Origin of the sequence: Polynucleobacter sp. JS-Fieb-80-E5, assembly GCF_018882015.1 — a bacterium.
Lineage (GTDB): Bacteria > Pseudomonadota > Gammaproteobacteria > Burkholderiales > Burkholderiaceae > Polynucleobacter.
Genome location: NZ_JACVPH010000001.1, coordinates 410090 through 429581, shown reverse-complemented (window position 1 = coordinate 429581; position 19492 = coordinate 410090). Strand labels below are relative to the sequence as shown.

22 protein-coding genes and 1 tRNA gene are annotated in these 19492 nt (G+C 45.2%); 13 read left to right on the top strand and 10 right to left on the bottom strand.

What is annotated here, in order from left to right:
* Positions 1-8 precede the first annotated feature (8 nt).
* The 8 genes from ICN44_RS01955 to ICN44_RS01920 all read left to right on the top strand — a co-directional run bounded on the left by ICN44_RS01955 (position 9) and on the right by ICN44_RS01920 (position 4891).
* Positions 9-161 (top strand): DUF2256 domain-containing protein, encoded by a 153-nt coding sequence (locus ICN44_RS01955; RefSeq protein WP_215357779.1) that lies wholly within the window; start codon positions 9-11, stop codon positions 159-161.
* A 100-nt stretch (positions 162-261) separates the two neighbouring features.
* Positions 262-573: a hypothetical protein gene (locus ICN44_RS01950; protein ID WP_216262407.1), complete on the top strand. Its 312-nt coding sequence runs from the start codon at positions 262-264 to the stop codon at positions 571-573.
* A gap of 22 nt (positions 574-595) precedes the next feature.
* Entirely contained in the window at positions 596-1204 is a 609-nt protein-coding gene (locus tag ICN44_RS01945; RefSeq protein WP_216262405.1) for a glutathione S-transferase, read from the top strand.
* Positions 1205-1324: 120 nt separating this feature from the next.
* Complete coding sequence (locus tag ICN44_RS01940; RefSeq protein WP_215357767.1) at positions 1325-2518, top strand: CaiB/BaiF CoA-transferase family protein; 1194 nt, start codon at positions 1325-1327, stop codon at positions 2516-2518.
* A gap of 10 nt (positions 2519-2528) precedes the next feature.
* Positions 2529-3464 (top strand): hydroxymethylglutaryl-CoA lyase, encoded by a 936-nt coding sequence (locus ICN44_RS01935; RefSeq protein ID WP_216262403.1) that lies wholly within the window; start codon positions 2529-2531, stop codon positions 3462-3464.
* A gap of 656 nt (positions 3465-4120) precedes the next feature.
* Positions 4121-4324 carry a cold-shock protein gene (locus ICN44_RS01930; RefSeq protein ID WP_072583619.1) on the top strand — a complete coding sequence of 68 codons (204 nt, stop codon included), beginning with the start codon at positions 4121-4123 and terminating at the stop codon, positions 4322-4324.
* A gap of 85 nt (positions 4325-4409) precedes the next feature.
* Positions 4410-4670: a translation initiation factor IF-1 gene (gene infA / locus ICN44_RS01925; protein WP_072583618.1), complete on the top strand. Its 261-nt coding sequence runs from the start codon at positions 4410-4412 to the stop codon at positions 4668-4670.
* Positions 4671-4699: 29 nt separating this feature from the next.
* Positions 4700-4891, top strand: a complete 192-nt coding sequence (locus ICN44_RS01920) for a hypothetical protein (protein ID WP_216262400.1) — start codon at positions 4700-4702, stop codon at positions 4889-4891.
* A 33-nt stretch (positions 4892-4924) separates the two neighbouring features.
* Here ICN44_RS01920 and ICN44_RS01915 read toward each other — a convergent pair whose 3' ends face one another.
* Positions 4925-5626 (bottom strand): haloacid dehalogenase type II, encoded by a 702-nt coding sequence (locus tag ICN44_RS01915; RefSeq protein WP_215320471.1) that lies wholly within the window; start codon positions 5624-5626, stop codon positions 4925-4927.
* Positions 5627-5946: 320 nt separating this feature from the next.
* Positions 5947-7353 carry a DUF2252 domain-containing protein gene (locus tag ICN44_RS01910; RefSeq protein ID WP_216262397.1) on the bottom strand — a complete coding sequence of 469 codons (1407 nt, stop codon included), beginning with the start codon at positions 7351-7353 and terminating at the stop codon, positions 5947-5949.
* A gap of 307 nt (positions 7354-7660) precedes the next feature.
* On the opposite strand from ICN44_RS01910, the gene ICN44_RS01905 reads away from it, so the two are divergent.
* Both ICN44_RS01905 and ICN44_RS01900 read left to right on the top strand, forming a co-directional pair.
* Positions 7661-8956: a lipase family protein gene (locus tag ICN44_RS01905; RefSeq protein ID WP_216262395.1), complete on the top strand. Its 1296-nt coding sequence runs from the start codon at positions 7661-7663 to the stop codon at positions 8954-8956.
* Positions 8957-9181: 225 nt separating this feature from the next.
* The gene (locus ICN44_RS01900; RefSeq protein WP_216262393.1) at positions 9182-9748 is read left to right on the top strand and encodes an SRPBCC family protein; all 567 of its coding nucleotides are present in this window, start codon (positions 9182-9184) and stop codon (positions 9746-9748) included.
* Positions 9749-10159: 411 nt separating this feature from the next.
* Here ICN44_RS01900 and ICN44_RS01895 read toward each other — a convergent pair whose 3' ends face one another.
* The 6 genes from ICN44_RS01895 to tsaE all read right to left on the bottom strand — a co-directional run bounded on the left by ICN44_RS01895 (position 10160) and on the right by tsaE (position 13187).
* Positions 10160-10402, bottom strand: coding sequence for a hypothetical protein (locus ICN44_RS01895; protein ID WP_255537336.1), 243 nt, complete (start codon positions 10400-10402; stop codon positions 10160-10162).
* Positions 10377-10706, bottom strand: coding sequence for a hypothetical protein (locus tag ICN44_RS01890; protein WP_215361591.1), 330 nt, complete (start codon positions 10704-10706; stop codon positions 10377-10379). Before ICN44_RS01890 ends, ICN44_RS01895 begins: the two co-directional genes overlap by 26 nt.
* Entirely contained in the window at positions 10684-10974 is a 291-nt protein-coding gene (locus ICN44_RS01885) for a hypothetical protein (protein ID WP_216262392.1), read from the bottom strand. The genes ICN44_RS01890 and ICN44_RS01885 overlap by 23 nt, the downstream gene beginning before the upstream one ends.
* Positions 10975-11121: 147 nt before the next feature.
* Positions 11122-11197: transfer RNA gene (locus tag ICN44_RS01880), tRNA-Lys, on the bottom strand.
* An 86-nt stretch (positions 11198-11283) separates the two neighbouring features.
* Positions 11284-12630 carry an N-acetylmuramoyl-L-alanine amidase gene (locus ICN44_RS01875; protein ID WP_216262391.1) on the bottom strand — a complete coding sequence of 449 codons (1347 nt, stop codon included), beginning with the start codon at positions 12628-12630 and terminating at the stop codon, positions 11284-11286.
* A gap of 17 nt (positions 12631-12647) precedes the next feature.
* Positions 12648-13187, bottom strand: coding sequence for a tRNA (adenosine(37)-N6)-threonylcarbamoyltransferase complex ATPase subunit type 1 TsaE (tsaE, locus tag ICN44_RS01870; protein ID WP_216262390.1), 540 nt, complete (start codon positions 13185-13187; stop codon positions 12648-12650).
* Positions 13188-13230: 43 nt separating this feature from the next.
* On the opposite strand from tsaE, the gene queG reads away from it, so the two are divergent.
* The 3 genes from queG to ICN44_RS01855 are packed head-to-tail and all read left to right on the top strand — an operon-like array spanning position 13231 to position 15497.
* Positions 13231-14325, top strand: coding sequence for a tRNA epoxyqueuosine(34) reductase QueG (gene queG, locus ICN44_RS01865; RefSeq protein WP_216262389.1), 1095 nt, complete (start codon positions 13231-13233; stop codon positions 14323-14325).
* 27 nt (positions 14326-14352) lie between these two features.
* Positions 14353-15138: an AzlC family ABC transporter permease gene (locus ICN44_RS01860; protein ID WP_216262388.1), complete on the top strand. Its 786-nt coding sequence runs from the start codon at positions 14353-14355 to the stop codon at positions 15136-15138.
* Positions 15138-15497 (top strand): AzlD domain-containing protein, encoded by a 360-nt coding sequence (locus ICN44_RS01855; protein WP_216262387.1) that lies wholly within the window; start codon positions 15138-15140, stop codon positions 15495-15497. The genes ICN44_RS01860 and ICN44_RS01855 overlap by 1 nt, the downstream gene beginning before the upstream one ends.
* 32 nt (positions 15498-15529) lie before the next feature.
* Here the strand turns inward: ICN44_RS01855 and ICN44_RS01850 are convergent, their stop codons facing one another.
* The gene (locus tag ICN44_RS01850; protein WP_216262386.1) at positions 15530-18613 is read right to left on the bottom strand and encodes an FAD-binding and (Fe-S)-binding domain-containing protein; all 3084 of its coding nucleotides are present in this window, start codon (positions 18611-18613) and stop codon (positions 15530-15532) included.
* Positions 18610-19296 (bottom strand): GntR family transcriptional regulator, encoded by a 687-nt coding sequence (locus ICN44_RS01845; RefSeq protein WP_216262383.1) that lies wholly within the window; start codon positions 19294-19296, stop codon positions 18610-18612. Before ICN44_RS01845 ends, ICN44_RS01850 begins: the two co-directional genes overlap by 4 nt.
* Between the last annotated feature and the right edge of the window lie 196 nt (positions 19297-19492).

Sequence of the window (19492 nt, the reverse complement as noted above, 5' to 3'; positions counted from 1 at the left end):
AAATACTCATGAAGACGACGTTTAAGGGAAATAAAAGCGCTCTTCCAAGTAAGATTTGTGTTGTCTGCAAAAAAGAAATGACCTGGAGAAAATCCTGGGCTAAAAATTGGGAATCAGTCAAATACTGCTCTGATGCTTGTAGGAAGAAAAAACTCCCTTAAGACCTGCTTACAAAAGTATTTAATTTGATAGCGTCAACCCACCTTAAGGCTGATCCGTTATGTAGGAAAGGGCTTAATGCCTTTATGAATGGGGGTCTATATGAAAAAAATACTAATATGCCTGCTTACAGGAGTCATGCTTGCGGGGGTGGCCACATCAGCCAGCGCTCATGGTGGTAGGGGTTGGTATGGTGGCTATGGTGGTTGGCGTGGCGGCTGGGCGCCTTTTGCGGTTGGTGCGGTGGCCGGAGTTGCTGTTGCTAATGCGTACTACAGGCCTCCACGCGTCTATTACGCCCCACAATATGTTTATCCACCGCAACCACAAACTGCTGCCTATTGCCCTGAAAATGGACTGTACTATCCGCAGACACAGGCCTGCCCAAGTGGCTGGCAACGGGTGACCTATTAGTTGCTGGGAGTAAAGTGCTTGCATGACGCCCACTTTGTATTCTTATCGAAGATGTCCATATGCCATGCGAGCCCGCATGGCATTGAAGTATGCGGGTATTCAGGTTGAACACCGAGAGATTGAGTTGCGTAATAAACCACAATCGATGTTGCAACTCTCTCCCAAGGGAACCGTCCCCGTTTTATGGGTGGATGATCTCGTAATAGATCAAAGTCTGGATATCTTGCGCTGGGCGTTGCAACAGTCTGACCCGCATGGGTGGAAAGACGTTGATGAGTCTGTCGCCAACTCTTGGATTGAAAAAAATGATGGCCCATTTAAGACTCTATTGGATCAATACAAATACCCTAATCGATTCCCAGAGCTAGATCCAGAAGCAGTGCTCGATGAAGCATTGCAAGTCATGTTGATTCCTATGGAGCAGGTGTTGCAAAACTTCCAATACCTAATGGGGAGCAGATTATCCTGGGTAGATGTGGCCATCTTCCCATTCATCAGGCAGTTTTCAATGGTTGACCCCAAAAAGTTTGAGCAACTCCCTATACCCGCAGTCAAAAAATGGCTCAATCAGCAGCTTGAATCTGAATTATTCGATTCAGTGATGCAAAAACATCCTACCTGGAAAGATTGAGTAACCCCCCACCATAAAAAGAGCTATGTTTTAGGCTAAGAAAATGGACTTTTATTAGATCAATTGCTGATTGATTTAAAGTACCCACTTAGGGCATAAAAGCATAATTCAGAGGATTTGATGGAGCCATTATCAAAGTTAAAAGTCGTAGAGATGGGGCAACTTATTGCTGGGCCATTTGCGGCTAAGACCTTGGCTGATTTTGGTGCTGATGTTATCAAGATCGAACCACCCAAAGAGGGCGATGCATTGCGCAAGTGGCGCCTTCTTAAAGATGGCACTTCAGTCTGGTGGCAAGTGCAGTCACGTAATAAGAAATCACTCTCCTTGGATTTAAGAAAAGCGGAAGCGCAAGATATTGTCAGGACACTGGTAAAAGAGGCGGATGTATTAATCGAAAACTTTCGCCCTGGAACATTGGAGGGCTGGGGTCTTGATCCAGAAAAATTACTCCAGCTGAATCCCAAATTAATTGTTCTTCGTATCAGTGGTTATGGTCAGACAGGTCCATACCGAGATAAACCAGGATTTGGTGTGGTTGCAGAAGCTATGGGCGGTTTGCGACATCTCACTGCTGAACCTGGCAGAGTACCAGTGCGGGTTGGTATCAGCATCGGCGATACCTTAGCCTCTTTGCATGGTGTGATTGGTATCTTGCTAGCTCTTCAGGAGCGCCATAACAGTGGCAAAGGTCAGATTATTGATATTGCATTGTATGAAGCAGTCTTTAATTGCATGGAAAGCCTGTTGCCTGAATACAGCGCATTTGGTGAGGTACGCCAAGCGGCTGGTAGCGCCCTACCTGGTATTGCCCCAACCAACGCCTACCAGTGCGCTGATGGCGGCTATGTATTGGTTGCTGGCAATGGCGATAGTATTTTTAAGCGCCTGATGACAGTGATTGGGCGCGAAGATTTAGGTAATGACCCCCAGCTGGAAACCAATGATGGTCGCGTCAAACGAGTGGCTGAGCTTGATCAAGCTATAGGTGAGTGGGCTAAAACAGTGAGTACTGCCAAAGCATTGGAGGCGCTAGATTCTGTATCCGTGCCAGCCGGAAAAATTTATACCGTTGCCGATATCGCAAGCGATCCGCACTACAAAGCCCGTGAAAATATACAAACAATTCAGATGCAAGATGGCACGAAGTTGGATGTGCCGGGCGTGATTCCGAAGTTATCGCGTACGCCGGGATCCATTAAGACTCTTGCCCCAGATATTGGGCAGAACACCGATGAAATACTCAAAAGTATTGGTTTGAGTGATGATCAGGTCGCCTCTTTAAAAGAGCGCGGCATTGCATTTACTAAATAAAGATAAAACCATGACCAGAATTTATTTCAATGACGTCGTAATGCGGGACGGTTTCCAGATTGAGCCCAATTTTGTACCAACAGACGATAAGGTAAAGCTGGTTGATGCGCTCAGTGAGTGTGGCTTTGCCAAAATTGAAGTGACCTCATTTACTTCGCCTAAGGCGATTCCGATGCTACGAGATGCCGAGGAAGTGATGGGGCGTATTAAGCGTGTGCCTGGAGTGGAGTACACCGTCTTAGTCCCCAATTTAAGAGGTGCCGAGCGCGCTTTGGAATCTAAGGCTGATGAGTTCAATCTAGTAATGTCGACTTCAGAGACGCATAACTTAGCCAACCTACGAATGGGTCGAGAAAAGAGCTTTGCTGGATTGGCTGAAGTAATTAAGTATGTTGATGGCAGAACACCTATTAATGTTTCCCTTTCCACTAGTTTTGGCTGCCCCATGGAAGGGGAGGTTTCTCAAACGGTGGTTAAAGGGTTCGCTAAACGTTTTGCAGACCTCGGTGTAAGAGGTGTAACAATCTGCGACACCACAGGCATGGCAAATCCTGACCAAGTAAAGAGAATGTGCGACTCATTGCAGAAGCAATTCCCAAATCTACAGCTGACGTTGCACTTCCATAACACTAGAGGCATGGGCTTAGCCAATGTCTTAGCTGCAGTACAGTCCGGTATTGTTCGTTTTGACGGTTCATTGGGTGGCCTGGGCGGATGCCCGTATGCACCAGGTGCAAGTGGCAATATTTCCAGTGAAGATGCGATTCATATGCTCGATGCGATGGGTTATGACACCGGCATGAATATTCCCAAGCTAATACAGCTGGCAAGAGAATTGCCAAAGATTGTGGGGCACGAGGTCCCTGGGCAGGTGGCAAAGGCCGGCACTACCCATGCATTGCACCCTGAGCCAGATTACGTTAATGAATTACGCCGTGCTCAATAAAATCTAGATCAGAAGACAAACAGGATTGACCATTTAGATCATTTTGTATTTGAAGGCTAGGGCATGCGCCAGATCTAAAAAAAGATCTTAATGCTGCTAATACACTATCAGCTGTCATGGCAAGAAGGCGGGCATATATGATGGAGTATCACTCTGACCGATCAAACCCTTCGGATGCTATAGATCCCGATATGACAGGGGGATATCCATCTGTCGATGATGTTGAAAATCTTGGGCGCATGTAGGGGGGGGGTCGGGATTCTACTGTGATAGCTAGTTCAATGAAATAAATGAAATACACTTCCTAGGAATTTGACCTCAAAAGAAGCAGCTACCCGAAGGTGGGCTTGTATAACTAGTGGGTCTGGGGAGATTGGCTGCGCCGAAACTACGTTTTCGAGCTCGGGCCCAACGGATTGCCAAGCCACTTTTAACGGTATCTAGGGCTGTTATAAAGGTGATTTGTTGGTAAATAGTCTTTTGTTACTAAAGTAGAGTAAAATACATTTAACGATTTTCAAGCTAATAGTGTTGTTGTACTAGTAATTAATACCGCAGTTCTGCGATAGTTCTTCTTAGCATCTCCCCCGCCATTCTTGACTTTCGCCTCATTTGGGGCTTAGCCCCTTTTATATTTTTTTAAGGAATAGTCATATATGGCAAACGGAATTGTGAAATGGTTTAACGACGCTAAAGGCTTCGGCTTTATTACCCCTGAACTCGGCGGCGAAGATTTATTTGCCCATTTTTCAGCAATTAATAGCAGCGGATTTAAGTCTTTGGCTGAAGGTCAAAAGGTGACTTTTGATATTACTACTGGCCCTAAAGGCAAGTTAGCATCCAATATTCAACCTGTTTAAATCAGCAGCAAATACCAGGCAGAAATTATTTGCCTGGCCTAAAGCCCAGCATGACTGGGCTTTTTATTTTTATTAAGGATGTTAAATGGCAAAAGAAGAATTGCTTGAAATGGAAGGTCTTGTTGATGAAATTCTGCCAGATTCTCGTTATCGGATTACTTTAGATAATGGCCATAAGCTTATTGCCTATACAGCGGGGAAGATGAAAAAAAATCACATCCGCATATTGGCAGGAGATAAGGTTTCTTTGGAGATCTCCGCTTATGACTTGAGCAAAGGCCGTATTACATTTAGACATCTTGAGAAGAAGCAATCTTTCGCTGGTGCGCCGAAGAGGCGATATTGATAGCTTTGAAGTTTAAAACTGCAAGTTAAATGAATGTTTGCAAAGAATCTCAGGCTCTGGTCGATGCTGCCCCAGGCAAGCAAGAAATAGTAAAACCACCTTCGGGTGGTTTTACTTTAATCGCCTATTGCCACCATAAGTTACCGACACATTCCAAACAAGCAAAAGATGGATTAAAAGATGTCCTCATTATGATCAACAGTATTCAAGCTGCTCACTAAAATCTGCCTGATGTCTATTGCAATAATTGGGTATCAGCAGTGCAATTGAGTTGCAAGGTCCGTAAGATCTTTGGCATGGTAAGTGGTAAATTCTTCACGATGCAAGTCTTGCCTTGAGAAGTTAGGGCCAAACTCTAGCGGTCTTTCAATGAAGGCCGTTTGAAGCCCGCAGGCATTTGCTGCCAGAAGATCATCTTTGTGAGCTGCCACAAGCATCACTTGTTCGGGGAGGACATTGAAAATCTCCGCGACACCTAAATAAGTTTCTGGATCAGGCTTGTAGTGACGAAATACTTCTGCTGAAAGAATTAAGTCCCAAGGAAGTCCCGCATTCTTAGCCATATCTGCAAGTAGGCCGAGATTTCCATTGGATAAGGTAACGATAGTAAATTTACTTTTTAATCTTGTCAGCCCTTCGACTGTATCTAGCCAGGGATTGAGGCGATGCCAAACTAGATTTAATTCTTGTACTTGTGATTCCGACAACGAGGTAATATTGAATGTCTTCAATATGTCATCAAGGATCATACGATGCAAATCATCAATCTTTGTCCATGGCAGAGTTCCAGAGCGCACCTTGGCCATTGCTGGTTTATAACCATTACGCCATGCGGTAGCGAATTCATCTGCATCAACTGGCAGGCTGAGTCTTTTGGCTTCGGCCGCGATTGATCCATGCCAGTCAACCACTGTTCCAAAGACATCAAAGGCTAGTATTTTGGGATCTGTACTCATTTTTAAAGTTCTTTTTGGGTTGGTATGTAGTGGAAAGGAGCCCCTCTTATCGGATATTAGCGGAATTCCAAATAAAAAACTCCCGAACTTTCATTCTTAGGCTTCATATCACTTGTGGGTCGGGCGAGATTCGAACTCGCGACCAACGGGCTTAAAAGAAGTCATATCTCTTTAAAACTCTATATAAATTAATGGTCTAAAGGGCCAAAAAATGATTGTGCGATTGGGTGTGCGATTGATCTTTTTTGAAAAGTTAACACTTGCAATCCCAGCCTCGAGTTCTTAAAGTCGATATGTATTTATTGTTGAGTAGCTGGATCTTAGAAATTCTCTGTAGCGCAAGAGACTTTGCCTGATTTAATTGCCTTTAAAAATGTAGCATAGTCAGCTTCATTTTGTTTGCTGTAAGCAATCGAGAACTTGACGAGAGCATCATCTAGGGATTCACTTTTTCCACAATAGCCAGCAAGAACGGCAGGATCTCCTGAACGGGCATGGGCGTTGGCTAATGCCCATCCAAATAGTTTTGCAAAATCAGGAAATACTTTAGTGTTGATGCCGTCTCCCCCAACTGAAATTCCACCCTTCATGTCGCGCAGCTGCCGTACATAAAAATCTAATTCTGCTGTTTTGCCAAAACCGAGAAAGAGGTCTGGAGCTCCTTGGATTAAGCATTGCCCATGAACGACACGTTCTCCTTCAGACTGAAATTGCGTATCAGGGAAAAAGGAAGCTAGAACTGACTTTTGCGCCTGTTTCGTTTGGAGGAAAAGCGGGTCATTTGCATCGCGTCCCTCAAAGTACATTACCCAGCAAGCGGTGCCCACGCTACCAACCCCAACAACTTTTCTTGCCCAATCAATCCATTTATAGCGTGCTAATAAATGTCTGCGATCTGGTGCTAAAGACTGAATGTAGGAATTAAGGCCTTGATCATTGAGCTCAGTAATCCTTCTTCCATGAGGCGAGAATTGGGGGTGCTCTATGAGCGGGGGATTATTAATGAGTCGAATTCCCTCGCTACTTAGTTCAGTGAGTTTTCCAAGCATGCCATGACCACTATTTTTCCGAGCCTTATCCAATAAACCTTTTAAATACTGTTGGCTTGCATCAGTTGCATTTTTTGCTGCGATACTTGTTAATGATTTGTCATCTATATAAGTGCGTTTGAGGTCTATATAGGGTATCGAGGCATATTGATGAAGATTATTTCTATATGCTCTGGAGATATTTCGCACAATATTTTCTCCATAAGTCTGATCTTGACCAAGTAACTTCGAGGCAATCATCGCGCTAGCTGTCAGCCGCTTTAAATCCCAGTCAAAATTTCCGGGAAGAGTTTCATCAAAATCATTAATTCCAAACACTAATTGGTGTTCAGTTGTGGAAAAGAACCCAAAGTTACTAACGTGCATATCTCCGCATAATTGAACTTGAATGGAGGGGCTTGGGAGTTTGGCCAAGTCATGTGCCATAGTTGCAGCGCCGCCTCTAAAAAACGCAAAAGGATCAGCCGCCATTCGAGCATAGCGAATTGGAACGTATTCAGGAATTCGGGTTTTAGCTTGAGCAAGCAGAATCTCAATTGGTCCTTGGCGCTTGCTTACTTCAGTAAATTGTCCAATTGAGGACCTATCAACCTCTTTGCGAATCGATTTTCCTAAAGTAAGTCGCTCTTGAGGGCTTGGATTATTTTTAAGGAATGATTCATATAGTTTGCTGTTCATGACTCTATGATCTCATAGACTCTGGGCAGTAAAAAGCCCCGCAGAGCGAGGCTTAGTAATGCCTAGTGGGTCGGGCGAGATCTGAACTCGCGACCAACGGGCTTATAGAGGTTTAGTTGGCTCAGACAGTGTTCTTGTATGAAATAACAGCAGGTTTGTTGGGTTAGCCGACTGAGGGCAAGGGGCTGCTTTCGACCAGTAAGAGCCCCCTCAATAACCCTTAGAAGAGTTATTCGCTGAGTATCAAAGTAATTCGGTATAGTTGGTACTCAATAATTTTTATAATCATTTCCATTAATAGGCTTTCATGAAAGACTCTTTGGCTCGTATTGTGTTCTGCATATTTTTTGGATTACTTTCCAACACTGTTTATGCTGATCCACCAATGGCGCCTTTTTATGCTGCCGTTATGAAAATGAGTCCTGATGGCAAATTGGGTCAGGTCATTAAGAAGGAAAAAATTAAGTCTGCAATCCAAGGCACACAAGCATGGAAGATTGCTTATATCTCATCAGATGTTGCTGGGCGCAAGACAATTTCCACCGGCTTGATTGTCGCCCCTATTGGACAAGCGCCCAAAGAGGGAAGACCAATCATGGCATGGGCTCATGGCACAACTGGATCCGCTCAAAATTGTGGTCCTTCACAGATCACGAATCCAACCGCCCCTTTAAATGAATATTTTTTAATGGATGGAAATTCTTGGAGCGATTATGGAATTCCTAACGTAGAACAATTTATTAAAGAGGGTTATGTCATTGTTGCTACCGACTATCAAGGCATGGGCGGTGGTGGCAGGAATCAGTATGCAGTTGCAGGAACTAATGCGATGGACACTATTAACTCTGCAAGGGCGGCTAGCTCCATGAAAGAAGTAGGCGCTGGCAAAAAAACCATTATTTATGGTTGGTCTCAAGGCGGCGGAGCAGCCATTGCTGCTGCAAGTCTGATCGATTACCAAGCGCTTCAAGGTACAACTGCGGATAACTTGCAGTATCTTGGGTTTGTTGGTTTGGCCCCAGACGATTTAGCGGCAATGTTGTCTAGGCCCGCTGATGAGGCCGATGCCAATAAGATATTGACTGGTTTTTCCAAGGTCAATGCCGCCAATATATTCTCATTCTCCCATTACTTAATGCTTATTTGGGGTAATGAAGCGGCATATCCGAATATCAAGATGACAGATATTTTGACTGTAGAAGGCGCTAGAGTCGCCGACCAGTTATCCAGTAATAAATGTGTTCATGTCATGGCTGATTCTTTGAACTACGCTTACGGTGATCAATATCAAACCTTGCTTAAGCCGCAGCCCATCAACTCCATGGCTTGGGTGAATGCGTTAATAGATGGCAGCGTCAAGCCAGTCAAGCCTGTAGCCCCAGTGGTTATTTACTGGGGATCAAAAGATACTGGAATTCCTCCAATCATGCATGAGAATTATCAAAAGAAAATGTGCTCCCTCGGGGGTAATGTTGCGACAATTCAATTGCCTGGCGAACAAACTCATTACACAACACCTGGATCCTCGGCGCCTTTTTATCTAGCTTGGGTAAAGGATCGGATTGCTGGAAAACCACTTGAGAATGGGTGCCCAGTTAACTAGATCTAGATATCCTGAGCTTTGGTGGGTTGCACCCGGGCCCCCCAAGAATATAAATGGCCCACTTGTTGGGCTATTTTCTTTTATGGCTTAGCTGAGTTAGGCGTCCTTAATCTCGGATCTCCCCATCAAGAAGCGCCCTTCAAAAGGACAAATCACAATATGGCATCCATGTGTCAGTCGATGTCGTTTAAAACGACAGAATCTATAAGCCCCTAAAATCAGCCAATGAAATGGTTTTTAACACTCGCTTTAACGTTCTTTCTCTCATCGAGCTTTGCTCAAGATAATACCAATCCCTTTGATGTGCAGGTGAACGTGAGTCGTATCGATGGTCAATTTCATGTTCAAGCAAGTTACTCTGTACCAATGAATATCTGTAGTGCCTATACATTCATAACTGACTATGAGGGCTCTAAAAATATCCCAGGAATAGTTGAAGCAAAGATTGTTTCAAGGGTAGGCAATAAAGTTCGCGTGTACAGGGTAGTTGAAGAGCAAATTCTCTTTTTTTCTATTGATATGAAATCAACAGTGGAATATACGGAGCTCCCAAATAAATCTTTAACTTTTGAGCAAATCAGTGGCGATACTAGATCTTACAAAGGTACTTGGAAGCTATTAGAGGAAAAAGATAAAACAGTTTTTAAGTATGACTCTCAAATAGAGCCAAACTCATTTATTCCTTTAGCCATCGTTGAATATTTTATAAAAAACAGTATGCGAGGACGATTTGAATCGATGGCACAAAGAGCCAGTCAATATAAGCCTATTGAAGCTGTGGTCTGCAAATAGCAATTGCCTTTCTGGGTGCGCTAACGTAATCAGCGTCGCCAACTAAGGCTTTAGTCTTGGCGCGGGTTTATGTCCTAGGTCCTTGTTCGATACCGCCCCGGGAAACCAAGAAACGCCAAAACTACCTCCGGGTAGTTTTTCTTTTCCATCAATAGCCTCTTATGGGCCCTCAACCGCCTGCCAACCAACTGCCCATGAAATGTCTGGTTACCCGACAAACTGTCGCGTTTCGAGACGCTCAGTTTCTTCCGGCGCAGTCCATCCCCACTCATTACGGCCCAATAGATCTTCTATTGAGTTTATACAGTTGCCAATACATTCCATCTACCCAAAAGAAAAGGGACCACATTTCTGTGATCCCTTTGTATAACTGGTGGGTCGGGCGAGATTCGAACTCGCGACCAACGGTGTTTAGGCCGTAAGTTGGCGCTGCTTAATGAGTTCTGCGGCAGGGATCCGCACTATCTTGCCATCAATGGTAGTTACGATTGCAGTATTGGTTTGAATTGCCAAGTCTATTGCAGCTTGTCCAGCAAGTTGCATGGCGTAGTAGGATCCAGCAATATCAGGATCTGATGAATTACGTATATCTTTGCTTGGAGTTACCGCAAAAGGCTTTTCTATGGGATTATTTTTTTCCATAAGCAGCATCATGATCTGGTTCAATTAATAAAACCCTTAGGAAATGATCTTCTCTGAAGCCAATTCCCCGGATTGATTTGCTAACTCGAAATGAGTAGAGTGCATCAATGCCTTTTGGTGTGGGAATGCTATGAATCTTTTCCCACTTCAATCCCTTATCGCGGTAAACCTGGTTCCAGGTCAATTGCGTGATTTTCTCAAAAGTGGCTAAGGCTTTCTCTTGTTCGGATGGCTCCAAACTCTCCCAGGTAGATTGGAAGATGGGGCTATTCAGATCAAGCTCAACTAAAGGCTCAGGCTTTGCGTTTTGCGCCATGAGTTTTAGCCATTTTTAGTTTAGAAAGGTCAGTTGCTTTGGCTGGGGTTTTTTGTGCCCAAGCCAAGGCTACTGATAAATCCTTTTTAATGGCTGGCGTATGTACCCAACGCTCATTGTCGGGGATAACTGTGGCGGTACGAATTACCCAAACGCCAGGTTCAGGCGTTTCCACCAATACCTGACGTCCCGCATGCTCTTTGCCAAGCGAGATCTGCCCACTGGATCCAATGGATTTAATAACTTGATGATCTATCACTGCGCCCATGGCATTCTCCTGTATTCATGCTGCATGATTGCATTATAGCATGATATTAAAATAAGATGCTAACTAAGGCCTCAATAGAAAAAGGGTAATGCCAATTAAGCCGATTGGTAAAAGAAAAAGCCCCGCAGAGCGAGGCTTAGTAATGTTTGGTGGGTCGGGCGAGATTCGAACTCGCGACCAACGGATTAAAAGTCCGCTGCTCTACCGACTGAGCTACCGACCCAGTTAAGCCGTAAATTATAGCAAGAAGTTTGTAGGCCTTCCCTGGGTTTGTGGGGTCTGCCCTTCAGCCCTTGTACTTACATGCTCCTAGGAGTTGACCCGTCTGGCCACCGGAGGATTTTTAGAAAAATAGTCCTTTATTCCCTTCAAAATAGCCTCTGCAATCCGGTCTTGGTAGCCATCATCGTTCAATCGGGCCTCTTCCTGCGGATTACTGATAAAAGCAGTTTCTACGAGGATTGAGGGAATGTCTGGAGCCTTCAAAACCGCAAAACTGGCTTGCTCCACCTTCCCCTTATGTAGGGGGGCAAATCCACCGATTTGCTTCAGAATGGAGTTGCCTACCTGTAGTGAGTCTTTGATCTGGGCCGTAGTCGACATATCCAATAGCAAGTTAGCAACTTGCCTGTCTTGAGTCTTGATATTGATGCCGCCAATCAGGTCGGAAGCATTTTCTTTGTTGGCCATCCATCTGGCAGCAGTACTACTAGCTCCCATTTGAGAAAGTGCAAATACAGATGCTCCCTTGGCATTTCTTTCAATAAAGGCATCTGCATGGATTGATACAAATAAATCGGCTTCAACACGTCGTGCTTTTTGAACTCTGACATGTAGTGGGACAAAGTAATCACCATCTCTAGTTAAGAAAGGGCGCATATAGGCTTCGCCTTCAATCTTATCTTTGAGTCTTTTAGCAATTGCAAGTACTACATTCTTTTCTCGTGAGCCTGCTGCGCCAATGGCGCCAGGATCTTCGCCGCCATGGCCGGGATCTATGGCTATTGTGATCAAGCGCTTGTATTTAGCAGGTGCTGGTAGATCCTTCTGTTCTGGAATAGCTTGCGCAACTGGCGCTGCTGGAACTTTGGCGAGTTCTTTTTCTTTCTTGGTGGCGAACTGCGCAATCAGATCCACTTCTTCATTGGATTTTTCAAGAGCACTTTCTTTTTTGGCGCTACTTCTCACTAAAGCCATTAATGGATCTGGTGGCGTAGTGGGGTAGAGGTCAAACACCATGCGGTAGTTGTACTCACCGATGGGATCAAGCGTAAAGAGCTGTGGCTTGATGGGTTCTTTTAAGTCAAATACCAAACGCACCACTCCTGGCTGAAACTGGCCAACGCGAACTTGCGAGATATAGGGATCGTTTGGCTTTACTTTGGCTACCAAATCTTTCAATGTCGGATTGAGTTCTAGTCCTTGCACATCAACCACTAAGCGATCGGGGTTGGTCAAAATCTGTTGGGTAATAGGCAATGGTGTATCGGACTCCAAGGTAACGCGGGTGTAGTCCTCGGAAGGCCAGACGCGTACACCTAAAATCTTGGCACCCCAGGCAATATCCACCTCGGTAAGCAGAAGGGCAAAGCTCAAGAACTTCGCAGAAGTCTTAAGATGCCGCCTTCTAGAGAGGTTGATCTTTTTATTACTCATTCACTATTTAGTCATTACTAAGGGATGTGAATATCATCGACTACAGCTTTACCTTGAATAGATAAGGCATTAATAGTGATCGAGCGCTCATTCTCATCTGCGCCTACAGATAACAGAATCTGAATATCAAATGCAGGTAAAGTGCCCTCGGCTTTTTCTGGCCACTCAATTAAGCAAATACCCGGGACATCAAAATATTCTGCAAATCCCGCCTCTTGCCATTCCAGGGGATCACGCATGCGATACAAATCAAAGTGGTGAACAGTGATTGCTTGATCTTTTAAAGTGAGTGGATAGGGTTCGCACAAAGTGTAAGTAGGACTCTTTACCTTGCCCTCATGACCCAATGCTTGAATGAGGTATCGCGCAAAAGTTGTTTTGCCGGCACCAAGATCACCCTCTAAAGAGATGTTTAAGTGTGAATTAGGCTGCTTAGTCAGAAAGTGCTCAAAACTGGCTGCCAGATGCTTAGCAAGAGAGGCGGTATCGGCTTCCTGCCTACAATAGAGATCTATTGCAGTGAGCGGAATTGCCGAGGTTGCCTGTGTTTGAGCCATTCCCCTAGTTTATTCAATTATTGCGCTACATTCTGTATTCCATATGTCTTTATCTACCAGTTCTCAACCTTTAGATGAGTCCAATCTACGTGATTGGCTTGGGGAGCAGGCTGCATCCTTGGGATTTGATGGCTTACGCATTACCGACACCCATTTAGGGCTTGCAACAGAACGTTTGCAGGAATGGCTGGCTGAGGGACGTCATGGCCATATGAAGTACATGGAGCGCCATGCCGAATTACGCTCTCATCCCGAGCTATTGGTTCCCGGTACAGTGCGCGTCATTTGTGTATCCATGAACTACCTCCCACCCGACACTGATTTCGATACTGAGTGGCAAAGGTTGGAAGATTCTACCCAGGCGGTGGTTTCGATGTACGCCAGAGGGCGTGATTATCACAAGGTACTTCGTAATCGTTTGCAAGAATTTGCCCAACGCATTGAAGAACGGATTGGGAAGTTGGGCTATCGCGTATTTACAGATTCAGCGCCATTGATGGAAGTAGAGTTGGCACGTAAAGCGGGTTTAGGTTGGCGTGGCAAACACACGCTCTTACTGAATCGAGAATCTGGCTCAACATTTTTCTTGGGTGAGATCTTGGTGGATGTACCACTTCCATTGGATCAAGAGATTGAGGAGCATTGCGGCACATGCACCTCCTGTATTGATATTTGTCCTACTCAAGCCATTACTGCGCCATATCAATTAGACGCACGTAGATGCATCTCTTATCTCACCATTGAAAATCCTGAAGCGATACCAGTTGAATTTAGAAGCGCCATGGGTAATCGCGTCTATGGTTGCGATGATTGCCAGCTGATTTGTCCTTGGAATAAATTTGCCAAACGCACAGAGTTACCAGACTTTGCAAGACGTCATGGTTTGGGGCGGGCATCACTTTTACACCTGTGGTCCTGGACTGAGGCTGAGTTTGAGCAACGCCATGAAGGCAGTGCCATTCGCAGAATTGGTTATAGCCGCTGGCGTCGCAATCTGGCTGTAGCAATGGGTAATGCGCTGGCAAGTTCCGCTGTAGCAGATAGCGATAAGTCAGCTATACGCACAGCTTTAAGTGAGGTACTTGCCCAAGCTGATCCTCTAGTAGCTGAGCATATTGAATGGGCCCTAAAGGCTTAGAAGTCCTGCAAAGATTACAATTAAGTCATGTCATCTGCAGACCAGCCCTACATTGATCCTAGCGAAATCGCGCTAGAAGAGTCTGCGGCAGAGCGCTTTAAAAATCCCAGCGATGCATTTTGGTCTGGTATTCGGGATGCGGCAGGTGCTCCTGCGATGGTGCTCTTTGCTGGCATGGTGGGCTTCGGAGCAATGGGTAAAACCAATGGCTTTGATGTTTGGTTTACGACCTTTACTTCCTTCTTTATGTTCGCATTACCAGGGCAGGTTGTCTTGCTCGAGATGGCCATTACCGGCTCATCTGTTGTAGCTATTGCTTTAGCAGTTACGCTCACATCTACGCGCTTCATTACGATGACGGTGACACTCTTTCCGCAGTTTCATCAAAAGGATCGTAATCGCAGTCTGTATGCTTCGGTTCATCTACTGGCGATGACGGCATGGGCTATCTCCATGCGCGAGTTTCATGCGATTGAGGTGAGGCATCGCCTGAGTTATTTTGTTGGTTTAGGATTGCTGTGTTGGTTGATCTCTATTCCGGGAACCATTCTGGGTTTTTATCTGGCAGGAATGGTGCCACCTGCTGTGACCCTAGGTTTGGTCTTTATTAACCCCCTGTTTTTCTTGCTGACATTTACTGAGGTAAAGCCTTGGATTAACCGCATTGCAATTTGCTTAGGGTGCATCTTTGGCCCCATCTTCTTTATAGTTGATCGCGATACCAGCCTATTAACCGCAGGATTAGTCTCCGGAACCATTGCTTACTTTATTGACCGTAAGTTCTTGCGCAAGAAAACTGGAGTAGTTGGGTGATGAGTACGATCAACACCATGACTAACGCGCTCTCGGGTTGGGGTTTGTGGATTGCTTTAGTGGGCGCCTGTCTGGGTACTTACTTCTGTCGCGCAATTGGCGTCCTGCTATCGCAAAGTATCAACCAAGATAGCGAGATATTCCGCTGGTTGGCTGCTGTGACCTATGCGATGGTTGCCGCTTTAACTATACGCTTGATTGTGATGCCACTTGGCCTGATGGCAACCGTACCTTTGTGGATACGAGCGCTGATTTGTTCCTTGGCTATCGGCGTAATGATCTCTAAATCCACCAAGCGATTGGTTCCTGCCTTACTGACGGGAACTTTGCTGATGGTGGGTTACGGCGTAATTCGTTAAATAAAAATACGCCGTCCCATCCTTTTTTGCTCTTATAGGTGCGCCGCTAAAATTCTGGCGATATGCACAGCTTCTCTTTGGGTGCCATCGGCTATTTGATGGCGACAACTAGTGCCGTCAGCTACCACCCAGCTGCCTGGTGATTTCCGAATACTAGGTAAAAGACTAGCTTCTGCCATTTGCTTAGACACTTCAATGTGCTCGGCTTCATAACCAAAGCTACCAGCCATACCGCAGCAAGATGATTCAATTAGCTTAGGTTCTGCATTCGGAATAAGTTTGAGTAATTCCATTGCAGGGGTCACTGCAGCAAATGCTTTCTGATGACAGTGACCATGAAACAGTACTGACTTATCGGCTGCTTTAAGATTCAATTTGAGTTTTCCTGCTCGTACTTCGCTAGCCAAAAACTCTTCGAGCAATTGCGCTTGTTTAGAAACTCTGACAGCACGCTCACCAAAGCCCATCACCAAGGCTTCATCCTTCAAGGTAAATAAGCAGGAAGGCTCTAAACCAATAATTGGAATGTTCTTATCTGCGTAGGGCGCGAGGTGATCAACCAATTCACCAAGAGTTTCCTTGGCCTTATCAACCATACCAGCAGCTAGATAGGTTCTGCCACAGCAAAACTCTTTAGAGCAGCCACTTTTACTTGTTTGTTTGGTGGTGTTGCTTTGACTCTTATGAGGAATATGCACGCGATAGCCAGCAGCATTCAGTACTTTTAATGCTGCCTGGAGATTCTCATCTTCAAAGTAGGCGTTAAAGGTATCTGCCAATAGAACAACGCCTTTGCCATCAGCATTACTAGTCAATTCTTCTGGGCTGTATTGATAAGTGTTTGCCGCTTTCTGATTCCAGAAAGTTGTACTCTTCCAAATCGGCAAACTTCTTTGCGCAGAAATCCCCATGACCCACTCTTGAAGTGTTGCAATAGGTTTAATGTGATTGCGTAAGTTGAGTAAGGCTGGCAAGAATGGAATGGCACTAATCGTGTTGGCATATTTAGGTAAATAGGCAACTGCTAGATCTCGTAATGAATAACCAACACGTTTCTTATAGGCAGATAAGAACTCAATCTTCATCTTGGCCATATCCACGCCAGTAGGGCACTCACGACGGCAGGCTTTACAGCTCACACACAGCTCCATCACATCTTTTATGGCGTCGCTTGCTAATGGAGAAGATTCGGGCGATGTTCCACTTTTTAGATCAAGTTGATTCGAAAGCGCTAGACGCAAGGTGTTTGCTCTGCCGCGGGTGAGGTGTTTCTCATCACGTGTTACGCGATAGCTTGGGCACATCACTTCAGCGTCAAACTTGCGGCAGTGGCCATTGTTATTGCACATCTCCACTGCTTTAGCTAAGCCCATGGCGGGATCACCGCCAGTGCCAGATGCGGTAGTTGCCTCTGTGACGGGATCGTTCTGAACGTTCCAAGCAGACCAATCTAATGCAGGTTGCAATGGAATAACTTTATAGCTTGGTGAAAATCTAAAGTTGCTTGCATCATCCATCTTGGGTGGATTGATGATCTTGCCGGGATTAAATAATCCCTTAGGATCAAAAGCGTATTTGATTTCTGCGAGGGCTTCAGTGATCTTGGGGCCAAACTGCCAAGAGATCCATTCGCCACGACAGAGGCCATCGCCATGCTCACCGCTATAGGCCCCTTTGTACTTACGTACCAAGGCAGAAGCTTCTTCAGCAACCGCACGCATCTTCTGAGCCCCATCTCTGCGCATATCCAAAATAGGGCGCACGTGCAAGGTGCCTACAGAAGCATGGGCATACCAAGTGCCACGTGAGCCATATTTAGAAAACACATCCGTTAAGGCTTGAGTATATTCAGCCAAGCTTTCTAGTGGAACGGCGCAATCTTCAATAAAGCTCACTGGCTTGCCATCACCCTTGAGGCTCATCATGATATTCAGACCCGCTTTGCGTACTTCCCATAAGTTTTTTTGTGGTGAAGCATCGTGCATCGGCACAACAGATCCAGGCAAGCCCAGGTCACTCATCAGTTCTTGTAAGGCTTTGAGCTTCTCAAGCAATGGTGCATGAGACTCACCAGAAAACTCAACCAACAAAATGGCTTCTGGAGTCTGGGCTGCGTGATCAATTAAGGCGGTCTCGATCGTTTTCTTGAAGCTGGGATTGCTACGCGCTAAATCAATCATGGTGCGATCAACCAACTCAACAGCGGTAGGGCCAAGCTTCACAATATGTTGTGCACTATCCATTGCTTTGTAGAAGCTGGCGAAGTTCACAATACCCAGTACCTTATGTTGTGGCAAAGGCGCGAGCTTGAGTTTGAGGGACTTAAAGTACCCAAGAGTACCTTCGCTACCAACTAGAAGGTGGGCCAGATTGACACTGCCATCTTTTGTGTAAGGTAATTCACTCTGTGGATGAAAGATATCGAGGTTATAGCCAGCTACACGTCGCAATACCTTCGGAAAGTGCGCTTCGATTTCTGGTTGGAGGGTGGTGGCTAGATTTTTAACAAAGTCACCTAACTGCTTAGCAGCCCCAGTGCTACTTGCGTAATCGCTGAAGTTGGCAATTCTGCCATCTGCTAACCAGGCATCAATACCCAATACGTTATGCACCATATTGCCGTAAGCAATTGAGCGGCTACCGCAAGAGTTATTACCGGCCATACCACCAATCGTGGCTTGTCCTGCAGTAGAAACATCGACTGGATACCAAAGACCATGTTGCTTGAGTGAGCCATTGAGATGGTCCAGAACAATGCCGGGTTCAACTTCAACATAGCCTTTGTCAAGGTTGAGATCTAAAACGTTTCTGAAGTACTTGGTGTTGTCAATAACTAGTGCTGCACCAGTAGTTTGACCGCACTGACTTGTACCACCGCCACGTGGTAGCACCGGCACGCCCATCTCTGCTGCTATCTGAATTGCGCTAGCAATATCTTGAGCAGTTTTCGGTACAAAGACTGCAACAGGCATTGCTTGATAGATCGAGGCATCGGTTGCATAGCGCCCGCGACTCGCACTATCAGTCATCACTTCACCTGAAGTCTCCTTGCGAAGACGTGCCGCTAAAGCCGCTTGATCAACCATGAGTTCTTTAAGATCTAAGGGTTTATTCATGATTTGGCAGCTTCTGACAGGGATTCTGATTGGAGTAATTGAGCAACGACATCGCGTTTATTTCTGACGTGTTGGATCATAATTTTTCTCATGCGGACACTATCTCGTGCCTTAAGGGCATCAAGCATTTCTTGATGTTCTTCCACAGCCTTTTCCCACTTAACGCCATCTTGATTGGAGCGAAAGCGTAGTGCTTCAATGCGCGCATTTACTTGGGTAAAGAGTTTTGATAAAACAGGATTGTTTGCTGCCTGATTAATCAGATGGTGAATGCGTAAATTGAGTTTGTAATAACTCGATAAATCACGGCGCGCATAAGAGGCCATCATTTCATATTGGAGGGCTTCTAATTCAGAGAGGGTGGCATTGCTGATATTATTGGCTGCCAATTCCCCAGAGAAACCTTCTAGGTCTGCAATGACATCGAAGGTATTCAATACATCTGCAAGGCTGAGTTGTACGGCGATGGCACCGCGATTAGCAATTAACTCCACCAGGCCCTCAGCTGCCAAACGTCGAATTGCCTCCCGAATGGGAGTGCGGGAGACGTTGAGGCTCTCAGCCAATTCACGTTCATTCAATTTGCTACCAGGGGCAATCTTTCCCTCGACCAAGAGGGATCTCAGCTTCTCGAAAGTCGCTTCATGCAAATTTTGTGAATTTGGCTGTTCTACTACCGTCATGGATCAACCTTTAGTTAAGCTCTTGGCTCATTAATTTGTATACAAAATAAGAATAAACGATCTTAAAGCATAAATACAGCCTTTAAATGCTTAATTTAGGCTTTATCCAAAGGATAATTTTAAATAAATTGTATACAAAATGGAAATTTCCCAAAAATTGTCATACACTAACAGCAGAAATAACTACCTATAAACA